Annotated in this window: 19 protein-coding genes; 10 read left to right on the top strand and 9 right to left on the bottom strand. The window is 67.7% G+C overall.

Features of this window, described 5'->3' with window-relative positions; translation table 11 throughout:
• Positions 1–317 precede the first annotated feature (317 nt).
• The 3 genes from FOZ70_RS03830 to FOZ70_RS03840 all read left to right on the top strand — a co-directional run bounded on the left by FOZ70_RS03830 (position 318) and on the right by FOZ70_RS03840 (position 3982).
• On the top strand, positions 318–1637 hold the full coding sequence (locus tag FOZ70_RS03830; protein ID WP_219704977.1) for a hypothetical protein: 1320 nt from the start codon (positions 318–320) through the stop codon (positions 1635–1637).
• 169 nt (positions 1638–1806) lie between these two features.
• Entirely contained in the window at positions 1807–2919 is a 1113-nt protein-coding gene (locus FOZ70_RS03835) for a porin (RefSeq protein WP_048025427.1), read from the top strand.
• Between the two features lie 10 nt (positions 2920–2929).
• Entirely contained in the window at positions 2930–3982 is a 1053-nt protein-coding gene (locus tag FOZ70_RS03840; protein ID WP_060229061.1) for a nucleoside hydrolase, read from the top strand.
• A gap of 55 nt (positions 3983–4037) precedes the next feature.
• On the opposite strand, the gene FOZ70_RS03845 is transcribed toward FOZ70_RS03840, so the two are convergent.
• Positions 4038–4949 (bottom strand): LysR family transcriptional regulator, encoded by a 912-nt coding sequence (locus FOZ70_RS03845; protein ID WP_027790547.1) that lies wholly within the window; start codon positions 4947–4949, stop codon positions 4038–4040.
• Between the two features lie 94 nt (positions 4950–5043).
• Here FOZ70_RS03845 and FOZ70_RS03850 point away from each other — a divergent pair, with 94 nt between their 5' ends.
• From FOZ70_RS03850 to FOZ70_RS03870, 4 genes are all read left to right on the top strand, one after another.
• A complete protein-coding gene (locus FOZ70_RS03850) occupies positions 5044–6393 on the top strand; it encodes an NCS2 family permease (RefSeq protein WP_219704978.1) in 1350 nt (449 codons plus the stop codon).
• A gap of 46 nt (positions 6394–6439) precedes the next feature.
• The gene (add, locus tag FOZ70_RS03855; RefSeq protein WP_048025430.1) at positions 6440–7540 is read left to right on the top strand and encodes an adenosine deaminase; all 1101 of its coding nucleotides are present in this window, start codon (positions 6440–6442) and stop codon (positions 7538–7540) included.
• A 456-nt stretch (positions 7541–7996) separates the two neighbouring features.
• A complete protein-coding gene (locus FOZ70_RS03865) occupies positions 7997–8410 on the top strand; it encodes a hypothetical protein (protein ID WP_258025538.1) in 414 nt (137 codons plus the stop codon).
• A gap of 76 nt (positions 8411–8486) precedes the next feature.
• Positions 8487–10403, top strand: coding sequence for a WG repeat-containing protein (locus tag FOZ70_RS03870; RefSeq protein ID WP_219704979.1), 1917 nt, complete (start codon positions 8487–8489; stop codon positions 10401–10403).
• 46 nt (positions 10404–10449) lie between these two features.
• Here FOZ70_RS03870 and FOZ70_RS03875 read toward each other — a convergent pair whose 3' ends face one another.
• Both FOZ70_RS03875 and FOZ70_RS03880 read right to left on the bottom strand, forming a co-directional pair.
• A complete protein-coding gene (locus tag FOZ70_RS03875) occupies positions 10450–12681 on the bottom strand; it encodes a transglycosylase domain-containing protein (RefSeq protein ID WP_219704980.1) in 2232 nt (743 codons plus the stop codon).
• A gap of 97 nt (positions 12682–12778) precedes the next feature.
• Positions 12779–14314: a PLP-dependent aminotransferase family protein gene (locus tag FOZ70_RS03880; RefSeq protein WP_060057950.1), complete on the bottom strand. Its 1536-nt coding sequence runs from the start codon at positions 14312–14314 to the stop codon at positions 12779–12781.
• A 123-nt stretch (positions 14315–14437) separates the two neighbouring features.
• On the opposite strand from FOZ70_RS03880, the gene FOZ70_RS03885 reads away from it, so the two are divergent.
• Positions 14438–15079, top strand: coding sequence for an FMN-binding negative transcriptional regulator (locus tag FOZ70_RS03885; protein WP_059859747.1), 642 nt, complete (start codon positions 14438–14440; stop codon positions 15077–15079).
• A 91-nt stretch (positions 15080–15170) separates the two neighbouring features.
• Here the strand turns inward: FOZ70_RS03885 and FOZ70_RS03890 are convergent, their stop codons facing one another.
• Entirely contained in the window at positions 15171–15752 is a 582-nt protein-coding gene (locus FOZ70_RS03890) for a thioredoxin family protein (RefSeq protein ID WP_060057948.1), read from the bottom strand.
• A 242-nt stretch (positions 15753–15994) separates the two neighbouring features.
• Here FOZ70_RS03890 and FOZ70_RS03895 point away from each other — a divergent pair, with 242 nt between their 5' ends.
• Together FOZ70_RS03895 and FOZ70_RS03900 are read left to right on the top strand one after the other, a co-directional pair.
• A complete protein-coding gene (locus FOZ70_RS03895) occupies positions 15995–16735 on the top strand; it encodes a response regulator (RefSeq protein WP_021161177.1) in 741 nt (246 codons plus the stop codon).
• A complete protein-coding gene (locus FOZ70_RS03900; protein ID WP_021161178.1) occupies positions 16732–18060 on the top strand; it encodes an ATP-binding protein in 1329 nt (442 codons plus the stop codon). Before FOZ70_RS03895 ends, FOZ70_RS03900 begins: the two co-directional genes overlap by 4 nt.
• On the opposite strand, the gene FOZ70_RS03905 is transcribed toward FOZ70_RS03900, so the two are convergent.
• The 5 genes from FOZ70_RS03905 to FOZ70_RS03925 all read right to left on the bottom strand — a co-directional run bounded on the left by FOZ70_RS03905 (position 18038) and on the right by FOZ70_RS03925 (position 23120).
• Positions 18038–18268: a hypothetical protein gene (locus tag FOZ70_RS03905; protein ID WP_219704981.1), complete on the bottom strand. Its 231-nt coding sequence runs from the start codon at positions 18266–18268 to the stop codon at positions 18038–18040. The two genes, FOZ70_RS03900 and FOZ70_RS03905, sit on opposite strands and share 23 nt — an antisense overlap.
• A complete protein-coding gene (locus FOZ70_RS03910) occupies positions 18219–18830 on the bottom strand; it encodes an alpha/beta fold hydrolase (RefSeq protein WP_060057944.1) in 612 nt (203 codons plus the stop codon). Before FOZ70_RS03910 ends, FOZ70_RS03905 begins: the two co-directional genes overlap by 50 nt.
• 53 nt (positions 18831–18883) lie before the next feature.
• The gene (locus FOZ70_RS03915; RefSeq protein ID WP_059496488.1) at positions 18884–19618 is read right to left on the bottom strand and encodes a metallophosphoesterase family protein; all 735 of its coding nucleotides are present in this window, start codon (positions 19616–19618) and stop codon (positions 18884–18886) included.
• 186 nt (positions 19619–19804) lie between these two features.
• Positions 19805–20341: a GNAT family protein gene (locus tag FOZ70_RS03920; RefSeq protein ID WP_219704982.1), complete on the bottom strand. Its 537-nt coding sequence runs from the start codon at positions 20339–20341 to the stop codon at positions 19805–19807.
• A 52-nt stretch (positions 20342–20393) separates the two neighbouring features.
• Entirely contained in the window at positions 20394–23120 is a 2727-nt protein-coding gene (locus tag FOZ70_RS03925; RefSeq protein WP_219704983.1) for a P-loop NTPase fold protein, read from the bottom strand.
• Positions 23121–23420 lie beyond the last annotated feature (300 nt).

Below are 23420 nucleotides of genomic sequence, written 5' to 3' on the forward strand. Positions count from 1 at the left end.
ACGGCTTGTCGGGAATGATCCGGTTTCCGAATCGAATCGGCGAAGCCATCGCACCGCGGCGAAAAAGCAGCGCCCTTTGTCGGACTCGAATGTGCAACCAACGAGATTGCCATGCATCGAAAGATGCGTGCGGCAACGAGTTGAAACAAAGCGTGACGAAGCGCAAATCCCCGTAAAACCGCGGCTTGCGCCGCTGAAGATTCCTGCGCGGACGCGTAGAATGAAGGGCCTGACGACTCATTAGCCGCCATCGGACCGTACGCGTTGCATCGGCGAACGGCTCCGCCGCGAAGAGGCGTCGGCGCCGGGCGCACACGATGCGCCGGACGTGTCGATGGCTCGCGCGGAAGATGCGCCGCCCGCAACTGCAGCATGCGGCGGCCGGATCGGCCGATGGCTTCGAACGTATGATGCTTTTCAGCCTGACGCGGCCCATTTCGAAGTCGCGTTGCCGTACCCGCACAGTCGCCGCGTATGTGTCGCTCGCTGTTGCCCTGATCGTTCCCGTGCTTGTCGGGCCGCGTGCGTTTGCCGCGTCCGACCCTTCGTCGTCCGTTGCTCCGTCATCCTCATCAGTTGCGCCGCCCGCGTCGGTGGTGTCTCATGCGCAACGAGGCTCGCCTGCGCATGCGTCGTCGGGGGCGTCGGCCGTACAGCCCGCGTCAGCCGCGTCGCACGAGCGTCATGCGGAGCCTGCCAGCGCGACATCGGGTGCCTCGACTGCTTCCAGCACTTCCGCTGCCGACGTCGCGTCAGCCGCTTCCGCCGCGTCCGCCGCTTCCGCCACCGCCGCGAGCGAGGCCGAAGCACCCCCGCCGACACCGCCACGCCGGCATCCGCCGCTATCGGCCGAAGAGGCGAAAAATGCGACGGCGCGCGCGGTCGACATGCGCAAGCGCTTCACGCAGGAAGTCACGCGGCGCCTGAACGTGCCCGCAAGCGAGCAGCGCGCCTACGGCCAGCGGCTCCAGGAGGCGCTCGCCGATGCGGATCTAGGCGACCTCGCCGGCGAATACGTCGCGATGGTCGACCGCGCGCCGAACGTGCAGGCGCTGTTCATCTACTTCCGTGCAACGCCCGCCAACGCGTGGCTGATGATCGGCGCTTCGCCGGTCGGCACCGGGTTGCCGGGCAAGTACGACCATTTCGTGACGCCGCTCGGCGTGTTCCATCACTCGCCCGACAACATGGATTTCCGCGCGGAAGGCACGACGAACGAGAACGGCATTCGCGGCTACGGCCGCCGCGACATGCGCATCTACGACTTCGGCTGGGTGGACGGCGACCGCGGCTGGGGCAAGGGCGGCGTGTCGCCGATGCGCTTCCAGATGCATGCGACCGATCCCGACCGGCTCGAAGCGCTGCTCGGCATCCGGCACTCGAAGGGCTGCGTGCGGATTCCCGCGTCGCTGAACACGTTCTTCGATCGTCACGGCCTGCTCGACGACGATTACCAGGCGCGTGTCGAGGCCGGCAAGTCGTTGTGGGTGCTGCGTCGCGACCGCGACATCACGCCGATCGCGGGCCGTTATCTGGTCGTGGTCGACAGCGCGCGCAAGACGCGCCCGGCCTGGGCGCCGATGCCGGGGCGCAATGCGTGGTCGAAGGTGCCGAAGGGCGGCGACACGGCGGATTGACCCCCGGTTCGCGGGGCTGACGGCTGCAGCCGATGCCAGGATGAGAATAAATCCGTTTTATTGATACATAAGAAAAGCAAACTTTTATTATCCGATCCGGGTTCGTATAGTCGAGGCCAGTTTCGCGGAACCCTGCCGCGCCTGGACCACCACCGATCACACGACCCGCATGAAAACTCTCTACAAGCTCGCCCCGCTCGCGATGCTCGGCGCCTTCGCGACGCATGCCTGTGCGCAAAGCAGCATCACGCTGTACGGTCTCATCTCGGCGGGTGTCGGGTTCGCGACCAACCAGGGTGGCAAGAACGCGTGGCAGGCGTTGTCCGGCACGAACCAGAACCCGCGCTGGGGGCTGAAGGGCAAGGAGGATCTCGGGCAGGGGCTGTCCGCGATCTTCCAGCTGGAGAACGGCTTCAACGTGATGACGGGCACGGCCGCGCAGAACGGCCGCGAGTTCGGGCGGATGGCCTATGTCGGCCTTGCCGACCGCACCTACGGCTCGCTGACGTTCGGCCGCCAGTACGACGCGATCCACGACTACATCGGGCCGGTGATCATCGCGAGCAACGGCGTGAACATCGGCGACAACGACAACGGCTACAACGACATCCGCGTGCAGAATTCGGTGAAGTATGTGAGCCCGGTGTACCACGGCCTGAAATTCACCGCGCTGTACGGCTTCAGCAACGCGACGGGGTTCGCGAACAACAGCGCCTACAGTTTCGGGCTCGGCTACGAGCAGGGCCCGCTGCGCTGGAGCGCGGTCTACGCGCAGTACAACCACCCTTACAGCGCGACGAACCAGGACGGCGCGATCGCGAACGACTACGCGTCGCCGCTGCTGATCTTCAGCAAGAGCGCGATGACGCCCGCGGCTTACGCCAGCCGGCAGCGGATCGCGGGCACCGGCGGTTTCTACACGATCGGCCGCGCGCAGTTCGCCGCGATGTTTACCGACGTGCGCTACGATTACCTCGACAATTCGCACCTGCACCTGCAGAACCTCGGCGTGAACGTCGTCTACACGATGACACCGCAGCTCTTTCTCGGCGCCGCGTATGCGTTCACGAACGGCAAGTACGACGTGATCGACAAGCGGCCGAAATGGCACCAGGTGAACCTGCAGGCCGATTATTACCTGTCGAAACGCACCGACGTCGCGCTGACGGTGATCGCGCAGCAGGCGGCCGGCGACGCGGACCATGCGCAGATCTTCGCGTATGCGCGCTCGACCGGCACGCGCCAGATGATGGCGACGCTCGGCGTCCGGCACGTTTTCTGAGCGCCCGACCATGACCCATCCGATCGCATCCCGCCGCACCTTCCTGAAACTGTCCGCCGCGCTGGCCGGCACCGCGCTGCTGCCCGAGACGGGCGCGTTCGCCGCCGGCGGCGATGCCGCGCGCCGCACGGTGATTATCGATACCGACCCGGGGCAGGACGACGCCATCGCGATCCTGTTCGCGCTGGGCGCGCAGGACCGCCTCGACGTGCGCGCGCTGACCGCCGTCGCGGGCAACGTGCCGCTCGACCTGACCGAACGCAATGCGCGGATCATCCGCGACTGGGCCGGCCGCACGAAGACGCTGCCGGTCTACGCGGGCTGTCCGCGGCCGCTCGTGCGCGAGCTCGTGACGGCCGCGAACGTGCACGGCAAGACGGGGCTGGAAGGCGTCGAACTGCACGAGCCGCGCGTTCCGCTCGCGGCAGGCCACGCGGTGTCGTACCTCGTCGATACGCTGAGCCGCGCGGCGCCGAACAGCGTGACGCTGTGCGCGCTCGGCCCGCTGACGAACGTCGCGACCGCGCTGGTCGAGGCGCCGCAGATTCGCGGTGCGCTGCGCGAGATCGTGCTGATGGGCGGCGCGTTCTTCGAGCGCGGCAACATCACGCCGGCCGCCGAGTTCAACATCTACGTCGATCCGCAGGCGGCCGAAGTCGTGTTCGGCAGCGGCGTGCCGATCGTCGTGCTGCCGCGCGATGTCGCGGTGAAGGCACCGATCACGCCGGCGCGCGTCGCACCGTTCCGTGCGCTCGGCAACCGCTGCGGCGCGATCGTCGCGGACATCATGGATGCCGAACTCGCGTACAACAAGAAGCGGCGCGGCGCTGAAGACGCGCCGATGTACGACCCGACCGCGGTCGGCTACCTCGTCGATCCGACGCTGTTCGGCGGGCGCAAGGTCAACGTGATGGTCGAGACGACGGGACAGTGGACGCTCGGCGAGACCGTCGTCGACTGGAACGGGCGCAGCGGCCGCGCGGCGAACGCGACGTGGATCAACGAGGTCGACGCGGACCGCTTCTACGCGACGCTCGTCGAGCGTATCGCGAAGCTGCCCTGAGCGCGGGCGCTCGTGCGGCGAACGGCGAACCACGAACCGCACTCGGCCGACGTAATCAGATGTGCTTCGCAATCCATTCGCGGCATGTACGCACGTGCGGGCCGCGATCGTCGCCGGCGAGCGAGATCAGCGAGATCGCGCGCGTGACGCGCGGCTTGTCGACGCGCAGCGCAACGAGTTCGGGATCGTGCAGATGCATCGTATAGAGGCTCGGCAGCACGGCGGTCGCGAGGCCGTTGCGCGCGAGCGCATAGAGCGGCTCGGTGTATTCCATCCGGTAGGTGACGTTCAGGCGCAGCTTCTCGGCGCCGCCGGTGCGATGCAGCGATTCGCTGACGCTGCCGCGCACGAACACCGCGAGCTCGCGATCGACGAGCTTCGCCCACGTGACGCTTTTCGCGCGGGCGAGCGGATCGTCGTGCCGCACGACGATCACGATCTCGTCCTCGAACAGCTGCCGGTAGCGCAGCGTGCCGTCGTCGCTGTCGGGTTCGCGTACGCCGATGCCGAGATCCGCGACGCTGTCGCGCACGGCTTCGACGAGTGCGCTGTTGGGCAGGTCGGTGAGCGTGAAGCGCAGCGTCGGGTGGGCGTCGCGCAGTGCGTTGAGCGCGGGCAGCAGGCGGCCGGCGACCGACGGGATGAACGCGATGCGCACGGTCTGGATGCGTTCGCCGATGAGCCGCGTCATGTCGTCGAAGGTGCCGCGCGCCTGGTTGAGCAGGCGTTCGGCGAGCGGCAGCACGGCTTCGCCCGCGGTGGTGAGCGTGAGCCGGTGCGCGGAACGCGCGAACAGGCGCCCGCCGAGCAGGAACTCGATCTGGCGGATCGACGCGGTGAGCGCGGGCTGCGTGAGCGACAGCGCCTGCGCGGCCTGCGTGAAGCTGCGTGCGTGGGCGAGCACGACGAAGTGCTGAACCTGCCGCAGCGTGAGCGCGGGCAGCAGCGACGAGCGGTCGGACGACATCGGGCAATAACGGTCGGGGTGCGGTACGCGGCAGTATAAGACCGCGCTGCGTGCATCGACACAGGACAATATTCGGAATCACAGGAGAACCACCATGTCAGCGACTGACACGATGCCGGCGCGCGCGCCGGCCAACTGGCTCGAACGCCGCTTCGCGCTCGCCGCGCGCGGCACGAGCGTGCGCACCGAGACGATCGCGGGCGTCACGTCGTTTCTCGCGGCCGCGTACCTGCTCGTCGTGATCCCGTCGCTGCTCGCGACGGGCGGCATGGAGCGCGGCGCGGCGACGACCTCGACGATCGTCGTGTTCGTGCTGTTCACGACGCTGATGGGGCTCTACGCGAACCTGCCGTTCCTGGTCGGCCCCGGCATCGGCGGCTCGGTGATCATCGGCGTGACGCTCGCGACGACGGAGCATGTGGGCTGGCAGACGGGCCTCGGCATCGCGTGCGTGTCGGGCATCCTGTTCTTCCTGCTGACGATTCTCGGTGCGCGCGGCGTCGTGATGAAGCTGATACCGGTGCAGATCAAGCTCGGGCTCGGCGCGTCGATCGGGCTGTTCGTGACGATGCTCGGGTTGCGCAATGCGGGGATGGTCGTCGCGAACGCGAAGACCAACGCGTTCGCGCTCGGCGATTTCTCGCGGCCGGGTGCGCTCGTCGCGCTGATCGGCCTGGCGGTCGCGATCGTGCTGCAGGCACGCAAGGTGCCCGGCGCGATCCTGATCGCGATCCTCGTCGCGGCAGCGGCGGGCGTGCCGCTCGGCGTCACGCATCTGCCCGCGTCGTTCGTGTCGCTGCCGCACAGCATCGCGCCGATCGCGTTCAAGCTCGACATCGGCAGCGCGTTGAGCCTCGCGGCCGCGCCGTACCTGTTCGCGTTCTTCGCGGCGGAATTCTTCTCGACGCTCGGCACCGCGCTCGCGGTCGGCGCGAAGGCGAACCTGCTCGACGAACAGGGCAACCTGCCGAACATCAACCGGCCGTTCCTCGTCGATTCGCTCGCGGCGACGATCGGGCCCGTGTTCGGCATTCCCGCGCTGACCGCGCTGATCGAATCGGCGGCAGGCGTCGAGGCCGGCGGCCGCAGCGGGCTGTCGTCGCTGGCCGCGGCCGCGCTGTTCGCCGCGATGCTGCTGTTCGTGCCGGTCGCGCTCGCGATCCCGAAAGAGGCGACCGCGCCGGCGCTGATCCTGATCGGGCTGTCGATGTTCGCAACGATCCGCCATACGCATTTCGACGACTTCACCGATGCGCTGCCCGTGATGTCGATGGTGCTGCTCACGCTGATGTCGAACAGTTTCGGCACCGGCATCGCGGGCGGGCTGCTGTGCTACGTGCTCGTCAAGCTGCTGGCCGGCCGCCGGCGCGACGTGTCGTGGGGGCTCGTCGTGCTCGCGCTGCCGCTCGGCTATTACTTCTGGACCGTCGTGAAGCCGCACTGAGAGACGGCTTTCGCGACGTATCGGCACTACCCAAAACGAGACTGCAATGAAGGCAACACCAGGTAACGTCCCGGCCGCGCGCACGGGCATCGAGATCACGCCGGCCCATCGGGCCTTCTTCCACGCGCTGCCGAAGGTCGAGCTGCATTGCCACCTGCTCGGCGCGGTGCGGCACGACACGTTCGTCGCGCTCGCGGAACGCAGCGGCGCGCCGATCGAGCGCGCGGAGATCGACGCGTTTTATGCGCGCGGCGAGAAGCCGGTCGGCGTGCTGCACGTGCTGCGCGCGCTCGACAAGTATCTGCTCACGCGGCCCGACGACCTTCGGCGCATCGCTTACGAGTATCTGGAGGATGCGGCCGCGCACAACGTGCGGCATGCGGAATGCTTCTGGAATCCGACGGGCACGGTGCGGGTGTCGGGGATCGCGTATGCGGACGCGCAGGCCGCGATCGTGACGGCGATCCGCGACGCCGCGCGCGATTTCGGGATCGGCGCGCGCCTGATCCCGAGCATCGACCGCGAGCAGGATCCGGACGAGGCCGTGGCGATCGTCGAATGGATGAAGGCGAATCGCGCGGACGAAGTGGCGGGGCTCGGGATCGACTATCGCGAGAACGACCGGCCGCCGGAGCTGTTCTGGAAGGCTTACCGAAATGCGCGCGCGGCCGGTTTCCGCACGACCGCGCATGCGGGCGAGTTCGGGATGCCGTGGCGCAACGTCGAGACGGCCGTCGACCTGCTGCAGGTCGATCGCGTCGATCACGGCTATACGATCGTCGATAACCCCGAGCTGTGCGCGCGCTACGCGGAACGCGGGATCGTCTTCACTGTCGTGCCGACGAATTCGTACTACCTGCGCACGCTGCCGCCAGAGCAATGGGCGGAACGGCATCCGATGCGCAAGATGCCGGGCCTCGGGCTGAAGATCCATCCGAACACGGACGATCCGACGCTGCACAAGGTCAACCCGTCGGAGGCGTGGGAGCTGATGTTCAGCCATTTCGGCTTTACGCTCGCCGATCTCAAGCAATTCATGCTGAACGGGATCGACGGCGCGTGGGTCGACGATGCGACGAAGGCCGCGTGGCGTGCGGCGTGGGCGCCGGAGTTCGATACGCTGGCCGCGACGCTCGCGGCCGGTTGAGCGCATTGCCTGCCATATCGGCCGGCCGGCGCGTCAGCCGGCCGGTACTTCGTTCAGATGGAAACGCAGGTCGCCCGCGTCGAGCAACGCCGCGTAGCGGTACAGCAGGTTCGCGATCTCGACAGCGCTTGCGGTCATGCGGCCTCCGGCATCGATGGACGATGACGGCGATGGTGCGCGGCGCGGGGGCGGGCCGCTTCGTCCAGGTGGACTAAGGCGGCGCATCGTTCAGGCGCGATGCCGCGCACGCATCCCGCGATGGCTTCGCATCGCCTGGCGCGACCTGCCAGCCTTGCGGGCTGGCGTACGTCGGTCGCGTTCGCTATATTGGCGCACGGCGGCACCCGGTCGTGCCGCTGCCGCCGTGCGCGCTCGTGCCGGCATTCCGACAATAATTCGAATTCTGAGAGGGCCGCCGTGCGCATTCCTGTTTTCTGTCTGATGTTGTTCGTCTCGATGTCCGCGCGAGCCGGCAGTGCCTGCGACGGGCTGCTCGGCGATTACGCGCCGGCCGCCGGCAAGCCGGCGACGCTGCGCGTCGAGAAAGTGGGCGGCAAGATCGTGCTGCGCGGGCGCGACGCCGGCCAGTGGAGTGCCGAAACGGCACCGACGCAGGAAGCCGAGCTGGAAACCGACGGCCCTGACAAGGCGCCGCCGGGCGCCTGTGTGCTCGAGGTGCCGGGCGGCGAACTGATCAAGATGCCGATCGGCTCGCCGTATCAGGTCACGTCGATCACGGGCAGCAGCTTCACCACGAAGCATTCGACCACGGGCGTCCTGCTGCGCAGGGTGCAGGGCTTCCAGGTCGACGGTATCGAGCTGTATCGGGTTGCGCGCCGCGGCGATTCGCCGCCGGCCGCGGCACGCTGACGGCGTACGAGCCGACGTCCCGCGATACACGACGACACAACGACACGACGACACGACGACGAGGGCGACCCTTCCGATGGGCAATCGATCATGGCTTTATCTCCAGGCCGGTGACGGCGACGACGCGCGAACGATCGAGTTCGCGGAATCCAACAATCACTTTCCGCTGCTGTGGCGCGTGCTGCTCGCCGACGGCGGCGCGGGCGACGCGATAACGGATCAGCGCGTGTTCGGCGACGCCGGCACGCCGAACCTCGCCAGCGATGCGCGCGCGGCGCATGCGCGACTCAGCCGGCTCGCGTCGTTCGTCGTCGCGTATCCGCTGCCCGGCGACGATCCGGCGCTCGCGCGCCAGTTCGATGCGCTCGTGCGTCACCTCGGCGAGTCGATCGATGCGTTCGGCGATGCGCACGGCGCACCGCGGCTGTCCGCGAATCTCGACGAACTGTCATGGCTCGACGGCGGCGATCCGGACGAATTCATCCGCGACGAGCGCGACAACTGCACGCGCCTGTGGTGGCGGGTCGCGAACTGCATGGATTTCCGCGACGTGCGCGGCGTGCGCGACGTGCTCGAGATCGATACGCCCGCCGACTGGCGCGACTGGGCGTGGGGCTTCGGGTTCGGCGGCGTGTCGCATTACTATTTCCAGCGACAGGAGCCGCCGCGCGGCGTGGCGTTTGCCGAGATGTTCGACGCCGGCGAAGTGCACGGCAACTGGCTCGGCTACGGCACGTTCAGCTTTCGCGCGCGCAACGGCCTGTGGGGCGTGCGGCGGGAAGTCGACGACGCGTGGCACGTGATCGTGCCGCCCGAGTGGACGAACCTGTGGACGAGCGGCGCGCGCGATCGCCGGTTGCTGTGGGCCGCGCGCGACGGGAAGGTCGGCCTGCTGTTCGCCGATGGCGACGTCGACGGCGATGGCGACGAGATGCGGATCGTGCGCGAACCGGCGTTCGACGCGGTGTGGGATTTCAGCGGCGACGTCGCGTGCGTGCGCGTCGGCGAGCGGTTCGGGCTCGTGGGCACGGATGGCGCGTGGGTGCTCGAACCGTCGCTCGACGATTTCGGTGAATTCACCGGCGGGGTTGCGTCCGCGAGCCTGGACGGCCGCTGGGGCTTCGTCGACACGCACGGCGCGTGGGTGATTCCGCCACGCTTCGACGATGCACATGAATTCGTGAACGGCGCCGTCGCGGCGGTATCCGAAGGCGAGCAGTGGGGGCTGATCGGGCGCGACGGGCAATGGTGCGCGCCGCCCGAGTGGGCCGCGCTCGAATGGTCGTCCGAATGCGGCGCCTTCCTCGCGCGACGCAACGGCCATGTCGGTCTGGTCGATGCGAAAGGCCGGGTCGTCGTCGAGCCGTTTTACGCGGAAATCGCCACGCTGACCGACGACGAACGGACGGACATGCTGTCCGAGCTTGGTGCGATCCGCCATGTCGTGCGGCGCGACGACGGGCGTTGCGCGATCGTCGACGGGCAGGGCCACGTGCTGACGCCGTTCGATTTCGTCAACATGGGGGCGCTGCCGTGGTTGCCCGATGACGAAGCCGTGCCGGGCGAACTGTTCACGCGGTACGCGATCGGCGTGCTGCCGGGCGAGCCGGTGAAGGTTGCGATCTGCGATCTCGAGACGGGCGCGACGGTCGTGCAGGGGCGCTACGACGACGTGGCCGGCCTGTTCTGGGGTGCCGATCACGGCTGGCTGGCCTGCGTGCAGGACGAGGGCGGTGACGACGTGCGGGCGACGGTGTTTCGCGCGGACGGCACCGTGCTGCATCCGGCGCGTTACACGCGGATCGGGGACGATGCGCTGTTCGACGACGATCCCGATGCCGCTGCCGGGCACACGACGTTGATGCCGTGGTACGTCCGTCGTGCCGAGGTCGCGCAGAACTGGAGCATGGGCGAACCGGTCGCCGCGTTGCGCGACGACGGCGTGCCGGTATGGCTGTACGCGGACGGGCACGCGACGACGACGCGGCGCTAGCCGGGGCCGCTGTCGTGCATGCCGGCGTGGCGTGCCGGCACGACGATCAGCGGAAGAACCTCAGCCAGTCGAACAGGCCGGGGTGCGGACGCCGCTTCGGCGCCGGCGCCGGTGCGCTGCGCGGCCGGAAGTCGGGCGAGAACTGCGCACGCGGATCGATCGCGCGCGTACGCAGTGCCGCATCGTAGAACGCCCCGACGATCGGCAACGCGCTGTGCGCGCCCGCGCCCCAGTAGTCGCTGCGCAGCGTCACGTTGCCGTCGTCGAAGCCGACCCACGCGCCGGCCACCAGCTGCGGATGCATCAGGATGAACCAGCCGTCCGTGTTGTCCTGCGTCGTGCCGGTCTTGCCCGCGACGTCGACGCGGATTCCGTAGCGCGAACGGATGTCCTCGCCGGTTCCGTAATCGACGACGCCGCGCATCACGTCGACCAGCGTCTGCGCGGCGGCCACCGGCAACGCGCGTTCGGGGGGGGCGCCGTTGAATGCGGCGAGCACCTTGCCGTCGCGATCCTCGATGCGCGTGATCATCTGCGGCGCGACGTATACGCCCCGATTCGCGATCGTCCCGTAGGCGGACACCATTTCCTTCAGCGTGACGGGGCTCGTGCCGAGCGCGAGCGACGGCACCGCGTCGAGCGGGCTTTCGCGCACGCCCATCGCGCGCGCGAGCTGCGCGACCCTGGCCGCGCCTTCGCGCTGCATCACCTGCGCGGTGATGCGGTTGCGCGACAGCGCGAGCGCGTCGCGCAGCGTCATCGGTGCGTCGGTCGGCGGCTCGGCATCGGTCGGACGCCACACCGCGTGCGTGCCGATCGGGATCGCGACGGGGCGATCGACGAACGTGTCGCCCGGCCGCATGCCGTCCGCGAACGCGGCGCCATAGACGAACGGCTTGAACGTCGAACCCGGCTGGCGCCGCGCCTGCACCACGTGATCGAACGGCTCGCTGCCGAAGTCGGGGCTGCCGACCCATGCGCGAATCGCGCCGTTGCGCGGGTCGATCGCGACGAAGCCGGCCTGCACCTGCGTCTTGCGTTCGCACAACGCGTGCATGAACGCGCGATTCGCGCCGAGCTGCTTCAGCGCGGCGACATCGGTGAGCCCTGCGGCGCGCGCGTCGCGATAGTCGGGCGTCTGCCGGATGAAGCCGCGGAACAGGTCGTTGCGCAGCCCGCAGCCGGACGGGCCGCGCCATGCGCTGTCCGCGACTGCCTGCAGGCGATCGGTTTGCTGCGTCAGCGCTTGCGTCGCCATGTCCTGCAGTTGCGCATCGAGCGTCGTGCGCACGACGAGGCCGTCCGAGTAGAGGTCGTAGTTGTTGCGGTCGGCCCAGGCGATCAGCCACTTGCGCAGCTGCACCGCGAAGTGCGGAGCCGGGCCCGGCTGAGCGGTCTGCGGCTCGAAGTCGACGCGCAGCGGCCGGCGCTGCAATTGCGCGAGCTGCCGCGGCGACAGCATGCCCATCGCCGCCATCCGCGCGAGCACGATGTTGCGGCGCTGGACCGCGCGTTCCGGATTCAGCACCGGGTTGTAGTAGCTGTTGCCCTTCAGCATCCCGACGAGCGTCGCGCTCTCGACGATGTCGAGCTGGTCGGCCGATTTGCCGAAGTAGGTACGCGCGGCCATCTCGACGCCGTACGCGTTGTACAGGAACGGCACGGTGTTCAGGTAGGTCTCGAGAATCTCGTCCTTGCTGTACACCGTCTCGATCTTGAACGCTGTGATCAGCTCCTTCACCTTGCGCGTGAGCGTCGGTGCGCGGCCGACTTCGTCCGGGTACAGGTTGCGCGCGAGTTGCTGCGTGATCGTCGAGCCGCCCTGGCGGCTGCCCGAGAACGTATGCAGCCCGGCCGCGAGCGTGCGGCGCCAGTCGATGCCGTGATGCGTGTAGAAGCGGTGATCCTCGGTCGCGATCAGCGCGTCGATCATGTGCGGCGAGATCTGCTTGAGCGGCACCCATTCGCGGTTGACGGGCCGGAATTCGGCGATGACCTGGCCGTCGGCCGACAGCACGCGCGCGGGGCGGTCGATGCGGGCCTTGCGGATGTCGCCGATGCTCGGCGTGAACGGCACGAACGCGAGCAGCACCAGCAGGCCGGCCATCGGTATCGAGGCGAGCGTCAGCGCGACGCCGCGGCGCGTCGGATGGCGCAGGCGATGCCATGCGCCGGCGCACAGCGCGCGGATGCGCGCGCGGCTGGCGGCGGCCAGCGGTGCGACGCGGGCGCGGCAACGGAGCCACGCGTCTCGAAGAAGCGGCACGAAGCGGTTCAAGGCGGCAGGAGCGCGGATGGAGGAGGCGCGATCCTAGCAAACGACCCACGTGCGACGCCCGCTGAAACGGCCGTTTGCTTGCAGGATTTACAGACGATTACGTTTGTTGCCCATCGACAACCTTTTGCGGCACCCGCCGCCGCGATTCCGCTGACGATACGACGTCCGCGAGCCGTTGCGCGGCCGCTTCCATCTGCGCGCGACCGAATCCGCCGAAGCCCAGCACGAGCCCCGGGCGGGCCGTGCCCGGCGCGAACATCGGCGACACCGCGCGCACCGCGACGCCGGCTTGCGCGGCGCGCTCGACCACGTCGAGATCGTCGATGCCGCTTGCGAGCCACAGCACGACGTGCATCCCCTGATCGCCCGGCTGCACCCACGCGCGTTCGCGCGGCAGCCGCGCACCGAGCGTGTCGATCAGCAGCGCGCGCTGCTCCGCATACACGCCGCGCACGCGGCGGATGTGCCGGTCGAGATGGCCTTCCGCGATGAACGCGGCCAGCACGTGCTGGTCGGCGGTCGGCACATGGCGATCCATCAGTGCGCGCGCGCCGCAGAACGCGGGCACGAGATCGTGGGGGGCGATCACGTAGCCGAGCCGCAGCGACGGAAACAGGATCTTGCTGAACGTGCCGAGGTAGATCACGCGATCGGGGTCGAGACCCTGCAGCGACGGGAACGGATAACCTTCGTAGCGCAGCTCGCTGTCGTAGTCGTCCTCGACCACCCATGCGTGCCGTGCACGCGCCCACGCGAGCAGCGCATTGCGCCGCGCCATGCTGAGCGGCATGCCGAGCGGATACTGGTGCGACGGCGTGACGAACGCGGCGCGCGCATCGGGCGCGAGACGGATGCCGGCGTCGACGTCGAGGCCGTCGGCGTCGACCGGCACGCGCACCATCGCGTCGTGTCGCCCGGTGCTCTCGAGCAGCGCGGTGATGCCGCGATAGGCCGGGTTCTCGACCCAGGCGCGGTCGCCCGCGCCGAGCAGCAGCTGGCTCGCGAGGTGCAGCCCCTGCTGCGTGCCGCTCGTGATCACGACCTGGCCGGCCTCGCAGCGCACCGAGCGCGAACGGCGCACGTAGTCGGCGATCGCTTCGCGCAGCGGCAGCGCGCCTTGCGGATCGGCATAGCCGGACGGCGCGCCGGCGCCGCGCGCGCGCAGGCGGTTGCCGAGCCGGCGCCAGATGTCGTCGGGTGCGGTGAGGCCGATCGGTACCGAGATCGCGAACGGCATCGCCGGCAGCGGGCGGAATTCGCGGGCGATCCGCGCGAAGGCGGCGGCCGGCTCGGGCAGCCCGGCGTGGGCCGCGCGCCGTCGTGGCGTGGGCGGCGCGGGTTCGGGGCCGGGCGGCGGTTCCGCGAGCGCGTTCGCGACCCGCGTGCCCGCGCCGCCGCGCGATTCGAGAAAGCCTTCGGCGATGAGCTGCGCATACGCATCGACGACGGTGCCGCGGGCAACCTGCAGCGACGTGGCGAGCAGCCGCGTGGACGGGAGCGCATCGCCCGGCCGGACGTCGCCGCGACGCACGGCTTCGCGCAGCGCCTGCGCGAGCTGGCGGCTCAGGTCGCCGGCCGCACGGTCGAGCGCGCCGAGCGACGGGATTTCGACGATCCGGGTCGTTCTTGCCATGATTCTGGTCTGCTGAAATTGTTCCAAACCGGCTCTACAGCATAAACCAGTTTGAAGTCACAATCGGCGGGTGACGGGCTCGCGCCCGCGCCGTTTCCAACCCCGCATGACCGTGGAGCCGACATGTACGTCCCCGACGAATTCAACGAGCCCGACCCCGACGCGATGCGCGAGCTGATCGTGCAGCATCCGTTCGGCAGCCTGATCACGCACGGCAGGAACGGGCTCGACGCGAATCACATTCCGTTCGAACTGCTGCCCGACGACGACGGCGGGCTCGGCGAGCTGCATGCGCACGTCTCGCGCGCGAATCCGGTCTGGCAGGACGTTGCGAACGGCGACGAGGTGCTCGCGATCTTCCGTGCGGGCGACGCCTACATCTCGCCAACCTGGTATCCGAGCAAGCACGTGGCGCACCGGCAGGTGCCGACCTGGAACTACGTGGTCGTGCACGCGCACGGCCGCATCACGGTGCGCGACGACGAAAAGTTCGTGCGCGGCGTGGTCGCGCGGCTGACGCGCACGCACGAGGCGTCGCAGCCGGTGCCGTGGAAGATGGGCGACGCGCCGAAGGACTACATCGACAGGATGCTGGAGTCGATCGTCGGGCTGCAGATCGAGATCACGCGGCTCGTCGGCAATCGCAAGCTCGGGCAGAACAAGGACGAAGCCGATATCCGCGGCGCGGGCGAAGCGCTGGTCGCGGAGGGCAACCTCGCGATCGGGGAGGCGATGCTCGCGGCGGCCGACGCGAAACGCGAATGACGCGAATGACGCGAGTGACGCGCAAGCGGCGTGCACGCCGTGACCCCGGCGGCGCGCTCGGGCGAGTGCCACGCCCGCGCACCGGCGCCCGTCATTGCGTGCGCGTCGCGCCCTTCGTGCCTTCTCCCGCCTGCGCGAGCGCGTCGCGAATCGCGGCCTCGGTCTGGTCGTACGCGCCTTCGCCATAGCGCGTATAGACGACCTTTCCGCTCGCGTCGATCAGGTAGAGCGCGGGCCAGTACTGGTTGCCGTACGCGCGCCACGTGTCGTAGCGGTTGTCCTGCGCGACCGGATAACGGATGCCGAAGCGCCTGATCGCATCGGCGACGTTGCCCGCGTCGCGCTCGAACGGATACTCCGGCGTATGCACGCCGACCACCACGAGCCCCTGGTCGCGATACTTGCGGTCCCACTCCTTCACGTACGGAATCGTATGAATGCAGTTGATGCACGAGTACGTCCAGAAATCGACGAGCACGACCTTGCCGCGCAACTGGCCGAGCGTCAGCGGCGCGCTGTTGTGCCAGCGGTCGATGCCCGTGAAATCGGGGGCCGCCGTCCCGGCCTGCGAGGCCGGCATGCTCGCCTCGTCGCGGGTGCCGGCGAACGCGGCGAGCCCGGCCGTGGCGGCGAGGGCGATGACGAGGGCGGCGGTCTTGAGTCGGGGCAGCATGGCGTTCTCCTGAGCGGGAGGCCGCCGCTCGGAGGCGGCGGCCGGACGGGTTTCGACAGGCCCCATTAGGCGGCGCCGACGTATCTGCGATGTGTCCGGCAAGCCGCGCGTGTGCAATGTTGTGTGTCGTCACGGCGGCGCGATACATTGGGATACAAACGCGTACCCGCCGTGCGGTATAAAAGCGGACATCGCCTGCCTCGACTCATCGACTCATCGATACCTCGATACCGAAACGACCCATGGACAAGATCGACCACGTGCTGATCGTCGACGACGATCGCGCGATCCGCGAACTGATCGCGGATTATCTGGAGAAGAACGGCATGCGCGTATCGCTGGCCGCGAACGGCCGCGAGATGCGCAACGTGCTGGACGACGGCGCGCCCGACCTGATCGTGCTCGACCTGATGATGCCGGGCGAGGACGGCCTCACGCTGTGCCGCGACCTGCGCGCGGGCAAGTTCCGGACGGTGCCCGTGCTGATGCTGACCGCGCGCGGCGAGGAAACCGACCGCATCATCGGCCTCGAGATGGGTGCCGACGACTACCTCGCCAAGCCGTTCGCGGTGCGCGAACTGCTCGCGCGAATCCGCTCGGTGCTGCGGCGCGCACGCATGCTGCCGCCCGGCATGCAGGTGACGGAAACGGCCGCGATGCTCGCGTTCGGCGAATGGCGTCTCGACACGACCGGACGCCACCTGCTCGATACCGACGGCACGCTGGTCGCGCTGAGCGGCGCCGAATACCGGCTCTTGCGCGTGTTCCTCGACAACCCGCAGCGCGTGCTGACGCGCGACCAGTTGCTCAATCTCACGCAGGGGCGGCAGTCCGACCCGTTCGACCGGTCGATCGACCTGCTCGTGAGCCGGCTGCGCCAGCGCCTGCGCGACGGCGCGCGCGAGCCGCGCTACATCAAGACGCTGCGCAACGAGGGCTATGTGTTCTCGTCGGCCGTGACCGCCGTCGACGGTACGCCATGAGCGCGCGCACGTTGACGTTGTGGCACTGGCCGCGCTCGCTGTTCGCGCGGCTCGCGCTGATCCTGTGCGTGGGCCTCGCGCTCGCGCAGACGCTGTCTTTCTGGCTCACGGTGACCGAGCGCGACCAGGCGACCACCAACCTGATGATGGGCTACATCGAGCGCGAGGTCGCCAGCTCGGTCGCGCTGCTCGACCACCTGCCGCCGGCCGAGCGGGCCGCCTGGCTGCCGCGCCTCGCGCGGCGCAGCTATGCGTTCATCCTCGGGCCCGGCGAGACCGGCACGCCGCCGGAAGCGCGGCTGTCGGCGCGCGTCGAGCGGTCGATTTCCGACGGCATCGGCGGCGACTATCCGCTGACCGCGAACGCGATCCCCGGCGACCGCGAACATCTGCAGGTGCATCTGCGCCTGACCGACGGGTCGCCGCTCACGATCGACATCCATCCGATGTCGACGGTGCCGCTGTCGGGCTGGCTGCCGGTCGTGCTCCTGCTGCAGCTCGCGGTGCTGGCCGCGTGCTGCTGGCTCGCGGTGCGGCTCGCGACGCGGCCGCTCAAGCAGCTCGCGCAGGCCGCCGATGCGCTCGGCCCCGACCTGAAGGGCGAGCGGCTGAACGAGGACGGGCCGTCGGAAGTCGCGCGCGCCGCCCGGGCGTTCAACGCGATGCAGGACCGCATCGCGCAGTACATGGCCGAGCGCATGCAGATCCTCGCGTCGATCTCGCACGACCTGCAGACGCCGATCACGCGAATGCGCTTGCGGGTCGACGTGATGGACGACGACACGCAGGGCGCGAAGCTGCGCCAGGACCTGCTCGAGATGGAGCATCTGGTGAAGGAGGGCGTGGCGTATGCGCGGACGCTGCACGGCACCGAGGAGGCCGCGCGCCGCATCGATCTCGATGCGTTGCTCGACAGCATCGTGTGCGATTACACGGATGCGGGGCAGGACGTCGCGTTGCACAGCCGCGCGCCGCTCGCGCTCGTCACGCGGCCGAAGGCGCTGCGCCGCATCGTCGGCAACCTCGTCGACAACGCGCTGAAGTTCGCGGGCGCCGCCGAGATCGACGTGCACGCCGCGCCGGACGGCGGCGCGGTGATCGCCGTGCTCGACCGCGGGCCCGGCATTCCGGACGATCAGCTCGACGCGGTGTTCGAGCCGTTCCGGCGCGTGGAGACGTCGCGCAACCGGGAGACGGGCGGCACAGGGCTCGGCCTCGCGATCGCGCGGCAACTCGCGCTTGCGATGGGCGGCACGCTCACGCTGAACAACCGGGCGGACGGCGGCGGGCTGGAGGCGCGACTCACGCTGCGCAATGCGGGGTGACGCGGGGCGGCACGTGGCCGTGTGGTTTCAGGCAGTGTGGTTTCAGGTTCGTGCCGAAGCCGTAGCGGAAACTGACGCCGAAGCCGAAGCCGAAGCCGAAGCCGAAGCCGAAGCCGAAGCCGAAGCCGACGCCGAAGCCGAAGCCGACGCGCGCGACGTCACCCGCGCCGCAGATGCGCGTCGACGAGCGGCGCGAGCGTCGCCGCATGCACGGCCGCGAGATCGTGCCGGCCGCCCGGCACGACATGCAGCTGCGCGTCGGGCAGCCGCTCGAGCAGGCGCCGGCCGGCTGCGACGGGGCTGAGCGGATCGTCGTCGCCCCACAGCAGCAGCGTCGGTTGCGCGATGCGGCCGATTTCCCGCGACAGGTCGGCACGGAACGTCAGGAACCAGTCGGGCAGTTGCGGGTTGGCTTGCGCGAACCCGGCCCGCCAGTCCTGCGCGCCGAGCCCTTCCATGTCGAGCCCGCCGGACGTGACCGTCAGTACGAGGTGCGTGACCAGGCCGGGCTTGTCGAGCGCCGCGCGCATCGCGATCACGCCGCCCATCGATTGCGCGATCACGGCGGTCGGCCTGTCGATCGTTTCCAGGACATGACGCACGAGGCTGTCGAAATCGTCGACGGCCGGATCGCGCGGCGTGTCGCCGAAACCCGGATAGCCGACGATCCGGCGCTCGGCCGGGTGCGTCAGGCTGCCGGCGAGCGGTTGCCAGAAGGCGGTGCTGCCCGATGCACCGGGCAGGAAGAGCAGTTGCGACGGAACGGGCATGGTGGCGCGGTTTTCCGGTGAATGAAGTAACAGTGGGTGGCGGGCAGCGCGTGTCAGCACCGGCCGGTGCGCAGCGCGACGGTCCAGTCGTCGCGCCCGCGCGATGCCGCGGTGGCGGCCGCCGTGTGCCAGTCGTATTCGACCGCATGAAATTCGACGTTCCAGCCGGCCGCCGTGCGCGACACCATCGCGTAGCGCGCATGCGGCGACCCCGTCTCGATGCGGTGCGGGTGCGGCAGGTCGTCCGCGTAGGCCTGCAGCCCGACGCTGCCCGGGTTGACGATCAGCCGGCCGTCGTCGAGTCTGGCCGTACGCGGGATGTGCGTGTGGCCGCACAGGATCAGCGATGCCGGTTCGTCGCCCGCGCGTTGCGCGATTTCCGCGGGCGTCGCCGCGCGGCAGCCGTCGGGCGTGACGGTTTCGAGGAAATAGGCGACGTCGCTGCCGGGCGTGCCGTGCACCATCAATACGTCGCCGTCGAGCGTCGCGCGCTCGGGCAGCGCGGCGATCCATGCGAGATGGTCGGCGCGCAGCGTGTCGTGCGCCCAGCGATCCGACAGCCGCATCGACTCGCGATCGCCGCCGAGCAGTTGCCGTTCGTGATTGCCCTTGATGGTCGGCAGGTCGAGCGCGATCAGGCGGTCGGCCGTTTCGGGCGGATGGAGCGCCCCCGACAGGATGTCGCCGAGATTGACGATCACGTCGGCGCCGCGGCGGCGGACGTCGTCGAGCACCGCGTCGAGCGCGGCGAGGTTGCCGTGGATGTCGGACAGCGCGGCGATTTTCATGGTGGATCGTCGGGGAGGGGAACGGCGATTGTCGCCAATTCGGCTCGGGTCGTCCAATGGCTTGCGCATGTATGCATGTATGCGATGCCGCAAGCCGCAAGCCGCAAGCCGCAAGCCGCAAGCCGCAAGCCGCAAGCCGCAAGCCGCAAGCCGCAAGCGGTTTGGCGTGAAGCTGCAGATTTCGCGTCAGTCGGTCGCGAGGCGCGCGTACATCGCGAAATCGCCCGGTGTGCCGCGCACCATCCTGTACGCGCGCAACAGCCCTTCGTAGCGGTAGCCGCACTTCTGCAGCACGCGCGCGGAGCCCGCGTTGCTGGTCAGCACCACGCCCTGCATGCGCATGAAGCCGCCGTCCGCGAAGGCCCACGCGGTGACGGCCGCGCACAGCGCGCTCGCGATTCCGCGCCCCCAGTGCGACGGCGCGAGATCGTATGCGATCTCGGCCGAGCGGTTCGCGGTGGAGACGGTATGCAGGCCGATCGTCCCGGCGAGCGCGCCCGATGCGTCGTCGATCACGGCGAGACGCCGGATCGAATCGGGGTCGGTCGATTCGATGGCGTCGAACAGCGGCAGCAGATCGTCGGGCGAGCGCAGGTTCCAGCTCGTGTGGCGGAAGACGTCAGGGTTCGACAGGTACGCGTACCACGCGTCGAGGTCGGCGCGTTCGAGCTGGCGGAGCGACAGGCCGGGAAAGCATGATTGCGGCGGATTGTCGATTCTCATAAACAGATCTCGGTGGTCGATGGTAGAAGACTGGCGCCGACGCTCGGATCTATTACCCGACCTGCTCGCTATCCTCCACTTCGCCGCGGTCCCGCGATTTTTCTAGTCGATAACGAGCATAGGACTCGAGGAAATCGCGCTGGAGCGTTGTATCCGGGAACCACGAGGCGGCGAAGCGCTCGGCCTGATCCTCCAGCGGACCTTCGTGGTCGAAACAGCGATGCTCGTACATTACGGTTGACGGCAGGCCGTTGAGGATTCGGCGTACGAATGCTGCGTAGCCGGACAGCGCGTTCAACGTGTCGAAGACCATGAGGTCGACGAGCGCGTCGCACATCGATGCGATATCGCTGTCGCCTAGGCTCCCGGGGGCGGTCAGCCATTCACGGATCAGTTGCAACCCGTGGTTATCCGCGTCGTTGGCAAAAGAGCCGTTCGCGATATGGTCGGTCCATGACCACAGAACCAGCCATACTGCGGCAAAGCGGTTACCTTCGTCGCGAGATTGGCTAACACTGAGCGCGATGAATTTCGTGAGCGATCCGGATTCCGCAAGTGCGCGAATTCGCGGCTTGGCCAGCTCGGGGTTGGTCCGGACAAGCGAGACGAGCAACGCGATGGCTAGCGTGACGACCGAATACTCGTTACTCGCATTCTTCACGAATTCGGTAACGGAACCGCACACATCGTCGAATGCATCGGCATTGCGTATTCCGAGCAGATGCAAGACATATTTCGCGTCTCTGTCCCATCCCGGCCTGTTGGCTGTGTTTTTCAGGAAGCGGACAAGTTCGCGATCACCACCGCTGCATGTGCAGTTCTGGAGCACCTCGCGGCGATCGTCTATTCCATTCAGTTTTTGGGCCAGCCACGTGAAGGATTCGGCGTCTATGTGCAGATTAATCGATGTCGGGTGCGCCAGGATGGCATCGGCGATTGCGTGACTGCGGAGTAGTCGCGCGATGCCGTCTTCAATGCCCGACGAAGAATTCCGTATCGATAGGGCGGATTCGGCGTCGAGCTTGCGGCAGATCTCTCGCGCGATGCCGTCGGGATGCGGGAGCGACGATAGTGTGGCCACGATGGAATCAATCGCGGTGAGATCAGTAAGCGGCAATGCGTCGAACGCCTGCACCGCATGTATTCCGTTTTGCTCGAGTGTCGCCAGAATCTCCGCAAATATTTGATTGACGGACGCGTCGGAACTGCGCTTCTGATCGATGAATGTCTTTGCCGTCTGGGCGAATGCGGCCAGCGGGCCGGGGAAAGCCGAGCACTGTTGTAGCGCGAAGCGCTTCAGGTCCCGATCCGCGGCATACGTGCCTTCGATGAACGCCTCGATCCGTTTGATGCGCTGGTTCAGCGCGTCGTCGTCCAGCGGTCCTGAGAAGGTTTCTTCAAGTTGCTGCTGTGCGTAGATGTAGGCGACATGCCTCCGGTCCGGTGCGCCGAGTCGGATGATGTCGAACATCGATTGAAGGTCGTTGCGGCCCGTCAACTTGATCATGTAAGGCGCGATTTCCGGTAGGGCGCCTCCGGTCGCCGGACTTTGCTCCCACAGCTGGTAGGCGGCAAGGACTTCGATGCCGATTGCGTTCTTGTCGACTCCCTCGTCCTCTTCGCGTAAGCCGCGTTCGACGTAAAGCGCGACCAAGCTGTTGATATAGCGGACGATGGCACGCGGCGTACGCGGATGCTCTTCCGCATACAGATCAATGACAGTATCGCGACTTTTCCGATTTAACTTTTCGAAGGCCCGGTCCATGCGATCCTCGAAGAACGATCGCCAGAAATGCGTTGTCATGTCGGGCACAGCGAATTGAACCTGGAACACCTTCTCCAGTGCGTTGTTCACGTCATTTGGTGAATCCGTGCTGCCCGGGTTGACGGGGCGAGCCATCGGCACGAGCAGCCAGACTCGCTCATACCAGGGTTCTGCACGAAACGTCGGATTGTCGAGAAAGGAACGCAATAGCGCCCAGGTTGCGCGCACTTCGCCATCATCCACGCGATCCAGGTTGTCGACCACGATCACGAGCCGGCGGTTGGCCGTCGCATGCGTTCGACTGCCCAGCACCGTGTCGAGCAATGCGAAAAAAGCGTTCTGGAAATCGAGCGACGTCGGTTCTCCCGCATCCGTGACGGTGATGTTTTCGCTGTCGGGCTGCCGCCGCAAAATGAGTCCCAGCGTGCGGCCGGTCAGCGGGCGAAGAATCTTGTACGCGCCCCAACCCAGCACGGCCGCCCAGACGACAGATGCAAAGAACCCCTTGCCCTGCGCCAGCGACGATATGGCGGAATTGAGTAGCGGCGAGACCAGACCCGCACAGAGGAGCAGCGTGATGAGCGTCTGGTCGTTGTCCCTGAAAACAGGTTCGCTTTGTCGAGACGATTTCTTGAGCCGCTTTGCCAGGAATTCGATTCGATCGGTCCATTCGTCCTGATCGTCAGTTGAGCGGAGCGTGGGAAGCCAACGTCCACGCAGCCGTGCGATCAGCGCTTCGAAGAACGCGCGTCGAAGCGGGTCGCCGGTGTGAACCCACGCATCGTATTCAAACACCACGACATCGAGTTCGTCCGCCTGCGCTGGTTGCGCTTCGAATTCCTCCGCCAGAAGCCTGACGATGGTCGACTTTCCGACGCCCCAGTCACCATCCAGTCGTATGCTTTGCCCGCCCTTGCAGTTTCTGATCAGCGTCGCTATGGCTTTCGCGATTCGATGGTGAGGCCCCTGTATTGCGTTTTTCCCCGCGGGAATATCAGCCAGAAGTTGCGGCATTGCGGCTCCCACTTGAATGTATGGTCTTGATTGTTTGGTATGAGTATCGCCGTGTCCGATATCTGCCCGGAACGGCCGTCGGGCGCACAGCGAGCCGACTGCTGTTCGACTTGTTTTTGCAACGACATCGGAACGGCGCTCGGTTACAAAACCGGCCGATGTCGTAATTCAACGCTTCACGTCTTATTTGGGCGGCAACCAAGTGTACTTGAGGTCGCGTTTCCGGAATCGTCTGTTTTTTCTGGAAACGTTACCGACGAGGGCGCCGACGAATTGTCGACGGGACAACATCGGGAAACG

This window comes from Burkholderia sp. COPS (assembly GCF_019425585.1).
GTDB lineage: Bacteria > Pseudomonadota > Gammaproteobacteria > Burkholderiales > Burkholderiaceae > Burkholderia > Burkholderia cepacia.